Origin of the sequence: Antarctobacter jejuensis (assembly GCF_052266595.1) — a bacterium.
Classification (GTDB): Bacteria; Pseudomonadota; Alphaproteobacteria; order Rhodobacterales; family Rhodobacteraceae; genus Antarctobacter; species Antarctobacter jejuensis.
Genome location: NZ_JBQQXJ010000008.1, coordinates 63,301 through 78,306 on the forward strand (window position 1 = coordinate 63,301; position 15,006 = coordinate 78,306).

The 15,006-nt window shown below is 62.1% G+C and carries 15 protein-coding genes; 7 read left to right on the plus strand and 8 right to left on the minus strand.

All coding sequences use genetic code 11. From position 1 onward, the window contains the following. Position 1: 1 nt before the first annotated feature. The 3 genes from ACTXGA_RS13015 to ACTXGA_RS13025 form a co-directional block, all read right to left on the minus strand. Complete coding sequence (locus ACTXGA_RS13015; protein ID WP_443394287.1) at positions 2-691, minus strand: ABC transporter permease; 690 nt, start codon at positions 689-691, stop codon at positions 2-4. Positions 692-768: 77 nt separating this feature from the next. Further along, a complete protein-coding gene (locus ACTXGA_RS13020; RefSeq protein ID WP_443394288.1) occupies positions 769-1,539 on the minus strand; it encodes an ABC transporter substrate-binding protein in 771 nt (256 codons plus the stop codon). Positions 1,540-1,597: 58 nt separating this feature from the next. Further along, complete coding sequence (locus ACTXGA_RS13025; protein WP_443394290.1) at positions 1,598-2,392, minus strand: ABC transporter ATP-binding protein; 795 nt, start codon at positions 2,390-2,392, stop codon at positions 1,598-1,600. 116 nt (positions 2,393-2,508) lie between these two features. Between ACTXGA_RS13025 and ACTXGA_RS13030 the strand changes: the two genes are divergently transcribed. Continuing rightward, positions 2,509-3,402 (plus strand): LysR family transcriptional regulator, encoded by an 894-nt coding sequence (locus tag ACTXGA_RS13030; RefSeq protein ID WP_443394292.1) that lies wholly within the window; start codon positions 2,509-2,511, stop codon positions 3,400-3,402. A gap of 169 nt (positions 3,403-3,571) precedes the next feature. On the opposite strand, the gene ACTXGA_RS13035 is transcribed toward ACTXGA_RS13030, so the two are convergent. After that, positions 3,572-4,471: a LysR family transcriptional regulator gene (locus tag ACTXGA_RS13035; protein ID WP_443394294.1), complete on the minus strand. Its 900-nt coding sequence runs from the start codon at positions 4,469-4,471 to the stop codon at positions 3,572-3,574. 86 nt (positions 4,472-4,557) lie between these two features. On the opposite strand from ACTXGA_RS13035, the gene ACTXGA_RS13040 reads away from it, so the two are divergent. Then, positions 4,558-5,010 (plus strand): PACE efflux transporter, encoded by a 453-nt coding sequence (locus ACTXGA_RS13040; RefSeq protein ID WP_443394296.1) that lies wholly within the window; start codon positions 4,558-4,560, stop codon positions 5,008-5,010. A 38-nt stretch (positions 5,011-5,048) separates the two neighbouring features. Here ACTXGA_RS13040 and ACTXGA_RS13045 read toward each other — a convergent pair whose 3' ends face one another. Genes ACTXGA_RS13045 through ACTXGA_RS13060 form a run of 4 tightly spaced genes read right to left on the minus strand, consistent with a single transcriptional unit; the run spans position 5,049 to position 9,360 of the window. Beyond that, positions 5,049-6,785 carry a thiamine pyrophosphate-binding protein gene (locus ACTXGA_RS13045; RefSeq protein WP_443394298.1) on the minus strand — a complete coding sequence of 579 codons (1,737 nt, stop codon included), beginning with the start codon at positions 6,783-6,785 and terminating at the stop codon, positions 5,049-5,051. Positions 6,786-6,815: 30 nt separating this feature from the next. After that, positions 6,816-7,937: an enolase C-terminal domain-like protein gene (locus ACTXGA_RS13050; protein ID WP_443394299.1), complete on the minus strand. Its 1,122-nt coding sequence runs from the start codon at positions 7,935-7,937 to the stop codon at positions 6,816-6,818. Continuing rightward, on the minus strand, positions 7,934-8,677 hold the full coding sequence (locus ACTXGA_RS13055; RefSeq protein WP_443394612.1) for an aspartate/glutamate racemase family protein: 744 nt from the start codon (positions 8,675-8,677) through the stop codon (positions 7,934-7,936). Before ACTXGA_RS13055 ends, ACTXGA_RS13050 begins: the two co-directional genes overlap by 4 nt. Then, positions 8,677-9,360, minus strand: a complete 684-nt coding sequence (locus ACTXGA_RS13060) for a GntR family transcriptional regulator (RefSeq protein ID WP_443394301.1) — start codon at positions 9,358-9,360, stop codon at positions 8,677-8,679. The genes ACTXGA_RS13055 and ACTXGA_RS13060 overlap by 1 nt, the downstream gene beginning before the upstream one ends. 117 nt (positions 9,361-9,477) lie before the next feature. Between ACTXGA_RS13060 and ACTXGA_RS13065 the strand changes: the two genes are divergently transcribed. From ACTXGA_RS13065 to ACTXGA_RS13085, 5 genes are read left to right on the plus strand one after another with little or no spacing between them, the layout of a single operon-like run. After that, entirely contained in the window at positions 9,478-10,719 is a 1,242-nt protein-coding gene (locus ACTXGA_RS13065; protein ID WP_443394614.1) for an NAD(P)/FAD-dependent oxidoreductase, read from the plus strand. Between the two features lie 36 nt (positions 10,720-10,755). Further along, on the plus strand, positions 10,756-11,733 hold the full coding sequence (locus tag ACTXGA_RS13070; protein ID WP_443394303.1) for a TRAP transporter substrate-binding protein: 978 nt from the start codon (positions 10,756-10,758) through the stop codon (positions 11,731-11,733). Between the two features lie 58 nt (positions 11,734-11,791). Next, on the plus strand, positions 11,792-12,328 hold the full coding sequence (locus tag ACTXGA_RS13075; protein ID WP_443394305.1) for a TRAP transporter small permease: 537 nt from the start codon (positions 11,792-11,794) through the stop codon (positions 12,326-12,328). A gap of 4 nt (positions 12,329-12,332) precedes the next feature. Beyond that, positions 12,333-13,640 (plus strand): TRAP transporter large permease, encoded by a 1,308-nt coding sequence (locus tag ACTXGA_RS13080; protein ID WP_443394306.1) that lies wholly within the window; start codon positions 12,333-12,335, stop codon positions 13,638-13,640. A gap of 3 nt (positions 13,641-13,643) precedes the next feature. Further along, positions 13,644-14,570, plus strand: a complete 927-nt coding sequence (locus tag ACTXGA_RS13085) for a hypothetical protein (RefSeq protein ID WP_443394308.1) — start codon at positions 13,644-13,646, stop codon at positions 14,568-14,570. The last annotated feature ends 436 nt before the right edge of the window (positions 14,571-15,006 follow it).

Below are 15,006 nucleotides of genomic sequence, written 5' to 3' on the forward strand. Positions count from 1 at the left end.
CTTACGCCTTTCTCACGCCGGCGGCGTATTTCCGGTCAACCTTACGCAGGATGAGATCGGACAGGCCCGTTATGATCAGGTAGACAACCATGACGGCGAGCATGAAGGTGAAAAGCTTGTGCGTGGACCGGCCCGCCGAAAAGGCATTCCAGACCAGATCGTGCAGGCCGATAACAGAGACAAGCGCCGTGGATTTGACCAGAACCAGCCAGTTATTGGTGAAGCTGGGCAGCGCAAAACGCACCATCTGCGGCCAGGTCACGATCCGGAACACCTGTACGGGGGTCATGCCCACCGCCTTGGCCGCCTCGATCTGGCCGGGGGGAATGGCAAGGACGGCACCGCGAAATGTCTCTGACATATAGGCGCCGAAGATAAAGCCCAGCGTCAGCACCCCGGCAATGAACTGGTTGATCTCGACATAGTCCCAAAGGCCCGTCAGGCCGCCGATCTGGGTCAGCAGTGTCTGGCCCCCGAAAAAGATCAGCATCATCAGCACCAGATCGGGCACGCTGCGCACAAACAGGGTGTAGACGTTGCCCGCCCGCCGTATCCCGCGCGAGGGCGACAGCTTGGCGAAGGCGCCGACCAGCCCCAGCACGACGGACAAAGCCAAGGACAGAACCGCCAGCGAGATCGTGACCAGCGTGCCCTCGATCAGGATCTGTCTGTATTCAAAGATCACATCCATGTGCTTTGCCCGTAAACTGGAAGAGGGGGTGCAACAGGGAAACCCGGTGGTCCCCCTGTCGCGCATTCAATGCAGGATCACTTGCCGTAGATGTCGACGTCGAAATACTTGTCGTTGATCGTCGCGTAGGTGCCGTTGGCGCGGATCGCCTCGATCGCCGCAGTCAGTTCACCGGCAAGCGGATCGCCCTTGCGCACGGCAATTCCGGTGCCTTCGCCAAGGCAGTCGGGGTCGTCCACGTTTTCACCGAGGAAGGCAAAACCCTGACCCTGATCGGTGTTCAGGAAACCGTCGATGGCCTGCAGCGTGTTGTTCAGCTGCATGTCCAGACGCCCGGCGACGAGATCGGCGAACACGTCTTCCTGCGTGTTGTACAGCCGCAGATCAGCCTCGGGAAAGGTCTTCTCGACATGGCATTGCAGGGTCGTGCCGCGCAGAACGCCGATCTTCAGCCCCTTGGTGCCCTCGGGGGTCAGTTCAAAGGTCGCGCCCTCCTTCGCGATGAAGCGTGACGGCGTGTCGTAATATTTCTCAGAGAAATCGACGCGCTTCTTGCGGTCTTCGGTGATCGACATCGAGGCAACGATGGCGTCGTACTTGCGGGCGATCAGGGCGGGGATCATGCCGTCCCATTCCTGCTCGACCAGCTCGCATTCGCGGTTCAGCTCTTCGCACAGGGCAAGTGCCATATCGATGTCGAAACCGGACAGCGTGCCGTCGGCTTCCTTTTTCGAGAACGGAGGGTAGGCCCCTTCGACGCCGATCCGCAGAGTGTCCGCCGTGGCCATGCCGGCCATCAGCACAATTGCACCAACGGCGGATGCGAGCAGTGTGTTTTTGATCTTCATTTCAGGTTTCCCTTGTCTGGACTTGGTTGTTGCGTTCGGAAGAGAATGACGGTCGGGCCTAATGCCGGGTGTTCGACAGGAATTCCTTGAGGCGGGCAGACTCCGGTCTTTCGAACATCTGCTCCGGCGCGCCCTGTTCTTCGATCAGGCCCTGGTGCAGAAAGATCACCTCGGACGAGACATCGCGCGCAAAACCCATCTCATGCGTCACGACAATCATCGTGCGGCCTTCGTCAGCCAGCGAGCGGATGACTTTCAGAACCTCGCCCACAAGCTCGGGGTCGAGGGCCGAGGTCGGTTCGTCGAACAACATCACCTCGGGTTTCATGGCCAGCGCGCGGGCAATGGCGGCGCGTTGTTGCTGACCGCCGGAAATATGAGCCGGGTAGTAGTCGCGACGCTCGTACATACCGACGCGTTGCAGCATTTCCTTGGCGTGTTCGATCGCCTCGGCGCGTGGCTGCTTCAGCACGTGGATCGGCCCTGCGATGACGTTTTCCAACACGGTCATGTGCGACCACAGATTGAAAGACTGAAAGACCATGGCCAGACGGGCACGGATGCGTTCGACCTGCCGGGCGTCAGAGGTCCTTGCTTCGCCGTACAGGCCATTGGTCATCTTGATGTCTTCGCCGTGGACGGTGATCAGTCCTGAGGACGGCGTTTCCAGCAGGTTGATGCAACGCAGCAGCGTGCTTTTGCCGGACCCGGAGGACCCCAGCAACGAAATCACATCGCCTTCACGGGCCTTGAGCGAAACGCCCTTGAGCACCTCGAGCGAGCCAAAGGACTTGTGCAGATCCGTGACACTGAGCGAGACGTTTGTGTCTGTGGGCGACATGAGTGCGACCATGAGGGTCCCCGTTCGGCGATTGTGAGCGACTTGTTAACCCACGCTACCCGTCAGAAGCGGCGCCGAAAAAGCGCGTTTAACTTGCTCTCAGCGAAGCTTTTACCTACGCTAAACCGATGAGAAACACGCTCCGCCATCTCAATGCGCTCCGGGTGTTCGAGGCTGCTGCACGGCATTCCAGCTTTGCCAAGGCGGCAAGCGAACTGAACGTCAGCCACAGCGTCGTCAGCCAGCACATCAAGAACCTGGAGCTGTGGTTCGGGACCGACCTGTTCATCCGTCATCGCAACCGGGTCGAGCTGAGCGAGAACGGGCGGGATCTGCTGCCGCAGATCGCCAGCGGGCTGCAAACCCTGACCGACGCAAGTGAAGGGCTGTTGCGCAAGACGCGTTCCGGGGCTGTCGTCGTCAGCGCCGAACCCGCGATTGCGTCGCTCTGGCTGCGCAAGCGCATCACTGAATTCTGCAGCCTTTTCCCGCGCATAGAGGTTGATTTGCGGCCCGCCTGGACCCCGGCGCAAATCGGAGCGGGTCATGCGGACATCGTGGTTCACTTTGAAACCCGCATGCCGGGAAGTGGCGTCATGAAGGAAAGGCTATTCCCTATTGACGGCTACCCGGCAGCGACACCGCATCTGAGTGCAAAGCTCACCTCTCAGGACGATACCGTTGACTGGAACCGCGCGATCCTGATCCACGACAACGGCAAAGAGACCTGGCACAAATGGTACTCGGCCCATGAACCGGAAAGCCCCGGCTGGCGGTCGGGCAAGGTCTACTCTGATCTCTCCCTCGCGATCGATGCCGCGATAGACGGCGAAGGCGTCATCCTCGCCGATAACATCCTGTGTGAGCGAGAGATTTTATCGGGTCAGCTTGTCCGCATGGACAAGCGCGCAATCAGATGCATCTGGTACGAAATCGGGCTGGACAAGAACACCTCCGGCTCCTCAGCGTCGTCGTTTTTCAAAAACTGGTTGCTGGAACAGACGAAATACCTGCGGGACTAGCGCGGTCCCATTTCTTGGGTGGGATCGAACCAGCGCACAGCGCGGAAAACGGATTGAATCCGCACACCTCGAAAGATTTCAGAGCCTGGGTTTTCGGATCCTATTGTGTGCAGCGATCATTCGATCCCTCCGGATGAGGCCACGCGCCCCATGACCCCGTCAGCACCTTTCAAGTGCCCAGCCAAACAGCTTGGGGAACGGCGAACAACTGGTCCCGAAACCATTGTCCGGCGCGACCCAGGGCGCGCCGTTCCGTCCAGACCACATCGATGCCTTCGTGCACGTCACCCTGCTGAAAGGCACATGACAGGCGCAGCAGCCTCCCCTCGGCAATGTGGTGGCTGACCGAATGCAGGGGCAACTCGGCCCACCCAAGGCCGCGCAGCACGAGGCTGGCGATCATCTGCGGGTTCTCGGCAAGCCAGAGGGTAGGGCTCTTGGCCTCTTCGGTCAGGTTGTCCGTCGTCCGGTAGCGGCTTCGCAGGATGATCTGCCGATGCTGGCGCAACTCGGTGTAGCCGGGGCGCAGACAGGCTGCGAGAGGATGGTCCGGGGCGCAGACCGGCACGATTTTGGACACGCCCACACCCCGGAACTGAAAGCCGGAAGGATAGCTTTCCTGAGCGATCATCACGCCGAGGTCTGCGCGCCCCTCTTTCAGCAATGCGCCGGTGTCAGATGGGCCGGTGGTGAAGATTTCCAGCGAGACAGAGGGAAAGGCCCCGCTGAACCGGTTGAACGTGTCATAGAGCGGGGCCGTGTTGATGCCCTGTTCGACAACAAGACCCAGTCGATCCTCCGTCCCTTCAGACATTGAACCGGCCTTGGTCATGAACTCACGCGTGCCCAGCAGGATACCGTTCGCGTGTGGCAACAGGGCGCGCCCCTCCGGCGTCAGGGTGGGCGAGCGGGTCGAGCGATCGAACAGCTGAAGACCGATGTCGATTTCCAGATTGGCAATCGCAGTGGAAACCGCCGATTGCGCCTTGTTCAGACGCCGCGCTGCGGCGGAGAAGGAGCCAAGTTCGGCGGCAAGAACAAAGGCCTGCAGGCTCTCGGTGGATGGCATGGATATATCTGCTTTTTAGATAGAATCCAACTTTATAACCCGTATTCGGGTGATAGAAGCAAGCCGAAAGCATGGGAGGGCAGATCATGCAGAAAACGACGATTCTCAGATCCTGGCGCGACAGGCTGCGCTACACGCTCTCGTTCGAGATCATCCTGATGGCGATTTTGGTCCCGTTTGGCGCGGTGTTTTTTGAAACATCACTTGCGGATATCGGGCTGCTTGGCGTGATCCTGTCGACAAAGGCGATGGTGCTGAATTTCGCCTACAACTGGGTCTTCGATCTCATGGAGAGCCGCGCCGGGCGGATATCCAGCGAACGCTCGCCCATCGGGCGGGTGCTGCACGCCCTTGGGTTCGAGGTGACGCTGACGATCACATCGCTTCCGATCTTGATGTTCTGGCTCAAGATCGGGGTGCTGCAGGCGCTGGCGGCGGACATCGTGGTGACGAGTTTTGTCGTGATCTATACTTTCGCCTTCACCTTGGTCTATGACCGCGCTTTCCCGCTGCGGCGGAACGCGACGGCCTTGGCCTGATCCAAGCGCGCCGCGCCCGGCTAAACGGGGCCGACCGCTCAGTAGAAATGCGGCAAGTCCTTTTTCCGCGCGGCGCGGACCCAGTTGGGAACGAAGGGCACGATCTTGTCCTGTGTCGGCACCATGATTTCGATGAAATTTGCGCCGGGATTGGCGATGGCCGCCGCCAGCACCGGTTCTATCTCCGCCTCGGAAGTGATGCGCGCGGTCTCGAACCCGAAACCCTCGGCCACCTTGCAATAATCGACCTTGCCGAAATCGGTCGACCACGGTTCATCGACCTCGTCTAGCAGGATCGCTTCGCCCCGGATCCAGCCGAAACTGTCGTTGCGGCAGAGGATGATCGTGACGTTCTTGCCCGATCGCTTGATGGTTTCCATGTCGCCGATGACAAAGCCAAAGGATCCGTCACCGGTAAAGGAAATCACCGGCCCGTCACCCGCATAGGAGGCGCCCAATGCGGCCGGCACGGAATAGCCCAATGCACCCATCGAGTAGTTGGTGATGTAACGCCGCCCGGGCTTGCGGAATGTCAGCAGCGCCGAAGGGTAGATCGCACTGACGCCCGGTTCGGAGGTCACGATGGCATCGTCGGGCATCAGCCGGTCAAGCACCTGCGACAGTCGGACTGGAGAAATCGTGCCCTCGGGCATGGGGATGTTGGAATTGAAAACCTTGTCCAGCGCCGTCGCCTTGATCGGGTTCAGGTCGATCTGCGGCCGTTCCAGCCCCGGATGCTCGGCCCGGATCAGTTCGACCATGTATTCAAGGCTCGCCCGCGCGTCGCCGACCATGCCGACCTCTACGGGGAAGTTGTTGCCGACATGTGCCTCAGCAATGTCGAGGTGCAGAAAGGTCTTTTCCCGCGGATCGCCGTAAAGCTTCCAGTGATCCGTCGCCGCGCTGTCGGTGTTGGAGCCGACGAAGAAGATCAGGTCCGCGTCGTGGACGTAATCGTTGGAGTATTCCATGCCGCCCCGTCCGCCGATCACGCGCAGGGCAAGCGGATGATCCTCTGGGATGGTGCCCTTGCCGGGGGTGGTGGTGCCGACCGGGATCTGCAGCAGTTCCGCCAGTTCGACCAGCACATCCGACGCCTTCGAGATCAGCCCGCCTTGACCGCAGACGATGGCCGGTTTCTTCGCGGCCAGAAGCAGGTCGATGGCCTTGCGGATCTTGCCGTGATCCGCAACCGGGCGGTGCGCGGGATAGGCGCTGTAGTCGGCTTCGGCGTAGAGGTCCGCCAGTTCTGCCTCTTCGCCAAAGATGTTGATCGGCACCCGGATATGCACCGGCGCGGGCCTGCCGGATGTGGCCACGCGGAAGGCGCGGCGCATCAGGAAGGGGATTTCGCCGACATTTGTGATCGTGAAGGATTCCTTGCAGATCGAGTCGTACAGCGCAGTCTGGTCCACGCCCGTCAGCCCGTGCTTCTTGTCCTGATTGATCGGAATGTCCGAGCTGAAGAAGATCACCGGCACCGAGCTGAGAAACGCCTCTGTGATGCCGGGGGTGCAGTGGGTAACGCCCGGGCTGGGCGCTTCCAGCACGCAGGGCTTGCCGGTGATCTTGGCATAGGCCTCGGCGGCGTAAGAGGCCGTGCGCTCATCCCGCGTGAGGACGAACTCAATATCCGAATGAGCGCGCCATTCCTTGTACCAGCCGATGGTGGTCTCTCCGGGCAGGCCGAAGACATGAGAGACACCATGCAGTTCAAGCATCCGCAAGAGCGCCTGCGCGCCGTTCATCCGCATCGGATCAGGCATAATGGGCATCGGTCGTTCCTTTGTTTTAAAGCGTGCGGATCATGTCAGCAGGCGCGTCCGGTAGCGCGCCAGCATGTCCGGGTCGGGCACCGCGCCAAGGCCCGGTTCGGTCGGCACGTGGACATGGCCATCCCGGACCGGGAAGGGGGTCACGGCAATGTCGGCCTCGGCGTAATAGCTCGACATGTAGAATTCGCAGCCCAGCGTCAGGTTGGGGATTGCGGCCATCAGGTGCGCCCCCGCCATATGGGCGATCGAGGTTTCGAACATGCAGCCGCCGTAGACTTCGATCCCGGCGGCGCGGGCGATGGCGGCGATCTCGATGCAGCGGCGGATACCACCCGATTTCGCCGTTTTCAGCGAAAAGATATCCGCCATGCGTGAAGTCGCTCCACGCAGCGCATCGCGCACGTCGAATACACTCTCGTCGGCCATGATCGGGACGTCGACAGCGCGGGTGATCTCGGCCAGCGCCTCGCGTTCAAAGCTGCGCACCGGCTGTTCGACGAAATCGGGGCGGAACGCCTCTAGATCGCGGATGTGGCGGATGGCGTCGTAGGCGGGCAGCCCTTGATTGTAGTCGATCCGCAGGCGGATCTCGTCGCCATAGAGTGCACGAAGTTTTTCCATCCGCATCAGGTCAAAGGCGTGGTCGGCAAAGCCGGTCTTCAGCTTGTAGATCCGCACCCCGTCGTCCCAAAGCCGGGCAATATCGCCCAGATCCGCGTCGAAATCCGGATTGGCGACGGAAAAGCTGAGTGGCAGGGCATCGCGGTGCCGCCCGCCGACAAGCTCGGAGATGGGCAGACCCGCGATCTGGCCAGCGAGGTCGAGAAGGGCGCATTCCAGCGCGGCCTTGGCCTCGGTATGGCCCACCAGTGCGCGTTCGGCGTCGGCCATGATCGGTTCCACCAGCACCGGATCGCGCCCAACAACATGGCCGCGCAGGTGGACATGCAGCGCGGCGGCATTGCCGTCGAGCGTGCCGGTGAACACGGGCCAGGGAGAGGCCTCACCCCAGCCGGTCAGCCCAGTGTCAGTCACCAGTTCGCAAAGGGCCGCGTTGATGCCGCTGACGTCGCCGGACCCGTGCGAATGCACCGCCTTGGCCGGGATGGACACGCAGTGGATGCGCATTTCGGCGATGCGGTGATCGCTCATCTGCTGCTGTCCCGGATATCGTCGAGGTCGAGGGGGAAGCGGCGCGGCAGCAGCCCGGCCTGAAACCACGTCAGGTAGGTGTAGATCGAAAACACCGGGCGGCCCGTGGCGCGGCGGATGTCTGCGGCGTAAGGGACCATGTTGGTGCATTCCAAGAGGATCGCCCCCACCTCCGGATGATCCGCGACCAGCCGTGTTGCGGCACTGACGTTGTCGGCGCGGGCCTGATCGAAATCGATCTCGGCGGCATCGCCCAGCACACGGGTGGTGAAATGCGATCCGGCCCCAGTGCCAGCGATGATCGTGTCACGGGGAATGCCCGCCGCATCCAGATGCGCGGTGGTCAGGGTCTCGGACGAGATGGTCAAGACCGCCAAGGCCTTGTCGGCGGGCAGCGTCTGACGGATCAGAGGGGCCTGCAACAGCGAGGAAGAGGCCACCGGTACGCCGAGGGCGCGCGACATCTCTGCCTGAAATGGCACGAGGAAACCGCAGTTTGTCGCGATCCCGTCGCAACCCAGCTCGACCAACTCGCGCCCGGCGTCGATGAAGGCGCCCAGCAAGGGGCTTGCGTCACCCCGCACGACCTTGTCGGGCGTGGCCTGTTTCACGACCTTATATTGCACCGGGAACGGCCATGTGGCGGCGTTGCCGATATCGCCCGGAATGCGGGGAAAGCGCGTGTTCAGCATCAGGATGCCGACGCTTGCGCCGAACACCGTCTTGCCGCCTTTGGTCATCATGTCAGTTCGTCCTTCGGTGCGTAAAGATCGGCAAAGGCAAGGCGGACCGCCTCAGAGGCATGCCGGGCCCGGTCTTCAATATGCGCGCGCATCGCCTCGGCAGAGGCGGCAGCATCGCCGGTGCGCACCACCTTCAGGATTTCCCTGTGGCTTTCCGTGGTGGTCCGTCCCGCCGCCTGCAGCCGCCGCAGGTCGGCGGTGCGCACAAATCGGATTTTGTCGTAGATCGTCGTCAACATCCCCAGAAGCTCAGGGTTGTCGGCCAGTCCCGCCAGGTGCAGGTGAAAGGCCTCGTCCAGTTCCATCAGACGGATCGGATCCGTGCAGGAGGCGTATTCCCCGGCGGTGCGATCCAGTTCTGCCTCGATCCCGTCCAGATCGGTGGGCGTGGCCCGCTGTGCCGCGTGCCGGACCGCCTCGCACTCGACGGCCATCCGCGCCTCGTAAAGATGCCTGATCCGCCGGTCCGACAGGGCGCGGCAGAAAAAGCCGCGACCGGACTGAAAGTCGACGAACCCCTCGGCAACCAGCCGGTTGAGCGCCTCACGCAGCGGCGTGCGGCTGGCGCCCAGATCCCGGGAGAGCGCCGATTCGTTTATCCGTTCGCCCGGTTTGAAGGCAAAGGCGGCCACCATCGCGCGCAACTGCGTGTAAAGTGCACTAACCGTGTCGTCGGACACTGAACTGGCGTGCTTCACGGCGATGGTCCCCTGATGTTTCGGTAGTCCAATAACACGGCGCTTGCCTTGAGCACAAGTCTGTGTTCTGATCTGTATACAGTTTCGAAGGAGGCGGTCATTCCACAGCGCATCATCATAGCCGGGGCTGGAATTGTCGGGGTTTCAGCGGGCATCTGGTTGCGTCGCATCAGCGACGCAGAGGTCACGATCATCGACCGCCTGCCGCCCGGCGAAGGCACTTCACATGGCAATGCCGGCGTGCTCGCCGCTTGTTCCATCGCGCCGGTGACGGCGCCGGGCCTGATCGCCAAGGCGCCCCGGATGCTTCTCAATCCGGACTTTCCGCTGTTCCTGCGGTGGGGCTACCTGCCAAGGTTGGCGCCCTGGCTGGTGAAATACCTGTCAAACGCCAACGACGGCGACACTCGCCGCATCGCAAAGGGTCTGACCACCATCGTCGGTGACACTGTCGACCAGCACAAGGCGCTGGTGGCCGACACGGATGCGGCGGATTGGGTGCAGGACAGCGATTATTCCTTCGCCTACACCGACCGCGCCGCCTTTGATGCTGACGCCTATACATGGGCGCTTCGCCGCGAAGCGGGCTTTGAGCCGGTCATCAGTGAGGGCGCCGAGGTGCATGAGCGCGAGCCGAACCTCGCACCCTCCATCGGCCTTCTGGCGACCATGAAAGACCACGGCTACATCCGCGATCCGGGCGGCTACGTCAAAGCGCTGGCCCGCGTGTTCGAAGGGCAGGGCGGGCGCATCCTGCAGGCCGAGATCACCGATTTCGACCTCAACGATGGCAAGGTCAGCGCCGTGCTGACCAACAAGGGCCGCCAACCCTGCGACCGCGCGATCCTTGCCACCGGCGTCTGGTCAAAACCGCTGATGAAAAAGCTGGGCCTCAACATCCCGATAGAGACCGAGCGCGGCTATCATATCGTCTTCAAGGATGCCCAGGGCGGCCCATCGCACCCCATCATGGTGGCCAGCGGCAAGTTCGTCGGCACGCCGATGGCGGCGGGCCTGCGCTGCGCCGGGGTGGTCGAATTCGGCGGGCTGGAGGCCGGGCCGTCGAAGGCCCCGCTAGACCTGCTCCGGCGCAAGGCCAGGGCGGCTTTTCCCAACCTCACCTCTTCAGAGGAAATCGAATGGCTGGGGCACCGTCCTGCACCTTCGGACAGCCTGCCGCTGATCGGGGAAGTGCGCGCTTCCGGCCTCTACACGGCTTTCGGCCATCACCACATCGGATTGACCGGTGGCCCGAAAACGGGAAGGATCGTGGCAGGTCTGGCCGCGGACAAACCCGTGAACACCGATATCGGTGCGTTCGACCCCATGCGCTTTGCATGACACAGCGATAAAAAAACGACCATCAGGGAGACTACAATGAAAACAGTGACAACCACTTGTGCGGCGCTGGCCGCGACGACGATGTTTGCCATGCCGGTTGCGGCGCAGGAAAAATGGGACCTGCCCATGGCCTATGCCGGGTCCAACTTTCACTCCGTTACCGGCGCCGAATTTGCCAAATGCGTGACCACCGGCACCGGCGGCGCGATCGAGATCACCACCCACCCTTCCGGCTCGCTCTTTGCCGGTGCAGATATCAAGCGGGCCGTCCAGACAGGGCAGGTGCCCATCGGTGAGCGCCTGCTGTCCGGCCACCAGAACGAGGATGCGATCTTTGGCTGGGATTCCGTGCCCTTCCTCGTGTCTTCCTTCGACGAGCACGAAAAGCTGTACGAAGTGGCCAAGCCCCATCTCGAAGAAGTGCTGGACGGTCAGAACCTGACCCTGCTCTACTCCGTGCCGTGGCCGCCGCAGGGCCTGTATTTCGACCGTGAGATCAATTCGGTCGCCGACATGGAAGGCATCAAGTTCCGCTCCTACAACAACGCCACCGCCCGGCTGGCCGAGCTGACCGGAATGCTACCGGTGCAGATCGAGGCGGCCGAGATCAGCCAGGCCTTCGCCACCGGCGTGGCCGAGTCGATGGTGTCGTCCGGCGCCACTGGCTATGACCGCAAGGTCTGGGAAAGCCTGAGCCACTTCTACTCGGTCGATGCTTGGCTGCCGCGCAACTACATGCTGATCAACTCCGATGTCTGGTCGGGTGTTTCGGATGAGAACAAGAACGTCATCAACGCCTGTGCGGCGATGGCCGAATACGCTGGCACATGGCGCGCCAAGGAATACACCGGCTTCACGCTGGCGGGCCTCAAGGCGGGCGGCATGTCCGTGGCACCGGCGAACGACACGCTCATGGGCGAGTTGAAAGCGATCGGTGAGACCATGACCGCCGAATGGCTGGAAGCGGCCGGCGACACCGGCAAGGCAATCGTCGACGCCTATAACGCTCAGTAAGCCTTTGGGCCGGCCATCCATCGGCCGGCCCTTTTCTGTCCAGCACTGGAGCCCTTGAATGAACGGTGTTCTGCGCGCCCTGCGTCGCGTCCTCGATGCGCTTTACCTTGTCTCCGGTGTTCTGGCCGCCCTCTGTCTGATCGCGATCCTTTTGCTGATCGTGGCCCAGATGGTGGCACGCTGGACCGGCGAAATCTTTCCCGGCGCCGCCAATTACGCGGGCTACGCGATGGCGGCGGCCAGCTTTTTCGCCTTTGCCAACGCGCTGAACCGGGGGGCGCATATCCGGGTGTCGCTTTTGCTGAACGCGGTGCCGCGCGGGTTTCGCCGCTTGCTGGAGATCTGGTGCTTTGGCATCGCCACGGCGGTGATGTGGTACTTCACCTATTACGCCTACTGGTTCACCTACTGGTCATGGAAATTCAACGAGGTCAGTCAGGCGCAGGACGCCACCCCGATGTGGATACCGCAATCGGTGATGGTGATCGGCGGCGGCATCCTCGCCATCGCCCTGACCGATCACCTCATTCACGTGCTGTTCCGCGGTGATCACCGGATCAAGCGCGACCTCGTTGATCAGAGCTTCGCGGAATAGGCCCATGGAAGAAATCTACGCAATCTCACTGTTCTTGCTGGTCCTGTTCCTGCTCTTGGGCACCGGCGTCTGGGTCGGCATCGCGCTGATGGGCGTCGCCTGGGTGGGGATGGAACTGTTCACCACGCGCCCCGTGGGCGACACGATGATCACCACTATCTGGGCCACCTCGTCCAGCTGGACGCTGACCGCCTTGCCCCTGTTCATCTGGATGGGCGAAATCCTGTTCCGCACCCGGCTGTCCGAGGATATGTTCCGCGGCCTGTCGCCCTGGCTGGCGCGATTGCCGGGCGGGCTGGTGCATACCAATATCGTCGGCTGCACGGTCTTTGCCGCGGTCTCGGGCTCGTCCGCCGCGACGCTGACCACCGTGGGCAAGATGTCGATCCCCGAACTGCGGGCGCGGGATTACCCCGAACGCATCGTCATCGGCACATTGGCGGGCGCGGCGACGCTGGGCCTGATGATCCCGCCGTCGCTGGCGCTGATCGTCTACGGCGTGACGGTCAATGAATCGATCACCCAACTGTTCTTTGCCGGGGTCTTTCCGGGGCTTTGTCTGGCGCTGATGTTCATGGGCTACGTGGCGATCTACAGCCGGATGTCCAAAAGCTGGAACCCGAAGCAGGAAACCGGCATGTCCTTCGCCGAGAAGCTCAGCAATTCGCGGTTCCTGATCCCGGTGCTGTGCCTGATCTTCGTCGTGATCGGCTCTATGTACGCAGGTTACGCCACCGCGACCGAGGCCGCCGCCATCGGCGTGATCGGATCGCTTGTGCTGGCCGCCAGCCAGGGGTCGCTGAGCTGGGGCACCTTTACCGAAAGCCTCATGGGCGCCACCCGGACCTCGGCCATGATCGCGCTGATCCTCGCCGGGGCGGCATTCCTGAAACTGGCGATGGGTTTTACCGGTCTGCCGCGCGCGCTGGCCGACGGCATCGCCTTGATGGATCTGTCGCGCTTCGAACTGCTGATGATCCTGATGGTCTTCTACATCGTGCTGGGCATGTTCCTTGACGGGATTTCTTCGGTGGTGCTGACCATGGCCGTGGTCGAACCGATGGTCCGCGACGCCGGGATCGACCTGATCTGGTTCGGCATCTTCGTCGTCGTGGTGGTCGAAATGGCGCAGATCACGCCGCCCATCGGTTTCAACTTGTTCGTGCTGCAGGGCATGACCGAACACGAAATGGGCTACATCACCCGCGCGGCCTTTCCGATGTTCATGATCATGGTGCTGATGTGCTTCGTGCTGATCTGGTTCCCCGAGGTCGCGATGTGGCTGCCTGAAACCATGCGGCAGTCTCCCTGACACATGCTGCATATGCTGACCTGGGTCGGACGGCGCGGCCCTTACTGCCTGATTGCCGGGCTCATGGCCGGCTTGCTGCTGCCCGGTCTGGCCGCGCATCTGCGGCCATGGGTCGGAGAACTGGTGGCGCTGCTGCTCTTCGTCACTGGCGTCAGGGTCGGCGCGCGCGCGGCACTTGGCAACCTTGATGAACTCCGCCCATCGCTGATCCGTATCGGGCTGCTGCAATGCGCGCTGCCGGTGGTGGTCGCCCTCCTGCTCGGCCTTTTCGGGCTGTCGGGCTATTCCCTGGCTCTTGCCGTGACCTTGCTCTTGGCCGCGCCGTCGCTGACCGGCGCGCCCAACTTTGCGATCATGATGCGGCGGGACCCGGCCCCGGGTATGCGGCTGCTGGTGCTGGGCACGGCGCTGTTCCCGCTGACAGCTTTCCCGGTCCTGCTGATCCTCGACCCGGCAGAGGGCGGGGTGTTTGGTGCCTTTTCGCTCTCGCTTGGCCTGCTGGTTGCCATCCTGCTTGCCGTTGGGGCGGGATTTGCCGTGCGGCATGTTTTGCCGAGCCTTGGCCATGTCAGGTCCCAAGGCGCGCTCGACGGATTTGCGGCAATTTTGCTCGCCGTCGTCGTCGTCAGCCTGATGAGCGCAATCGGCCCCTACCTGCGCGCCGATCCATCGTCTTTGGCCATGTGGCTTCTGGCCGCGATTGCAGTCAATTTCGGCCTTGTCGCCGTGACCCTGAAGCTGTGCCGCCGGGCCAACCTGCGGTTCACGCTCGCAACCGCCATCTATGCCGGGAACCGCAACATCGCCCTGTTTCTGATTGTGCTGCCAGAGGCGGTTGCCGACTCCCTGATGATCTTCGTCGGCTGCTATCAGATCCCGATGTACCTGACGCCCATGCTGCTCTCACGGCTGAAGGTGGAGCCAACCTGACGGCTGAAACAATCTTGACGACCAATGTGACCCGCATGGACATCGTCCGCTGCGACGAAAAGGGCAAGACTGTAGGAAGCTCAGACGTGTTGCAGGTCTTCACAGGGGAGACGCAGAACGACAACGGCCTGCCATGAAGGCAGCGTGCGCCTGCCGTCGACCGGACCTCGGCCAATACGGCCGCCAAGGGGCTTCGCTGCCCCCTTGCCGCCAGACACCTCCCCGGTTTCATCATCAAATATGCCGGGGAAATCCGCCAAGGAATGGGGGGCACGGCATGTCGCTGCCAAACTAAACTGGAAAAGCCCAAACCCGGCACAAAGCACGCACCTGATACCCGGGGGATACCCAGGTGAGAAGACACAGTCATAAACTATTGAGAAAAGTGGAGGCGAGTACCGGAATCGAACCGGTGTACACGGATTTGCAAGAGTTG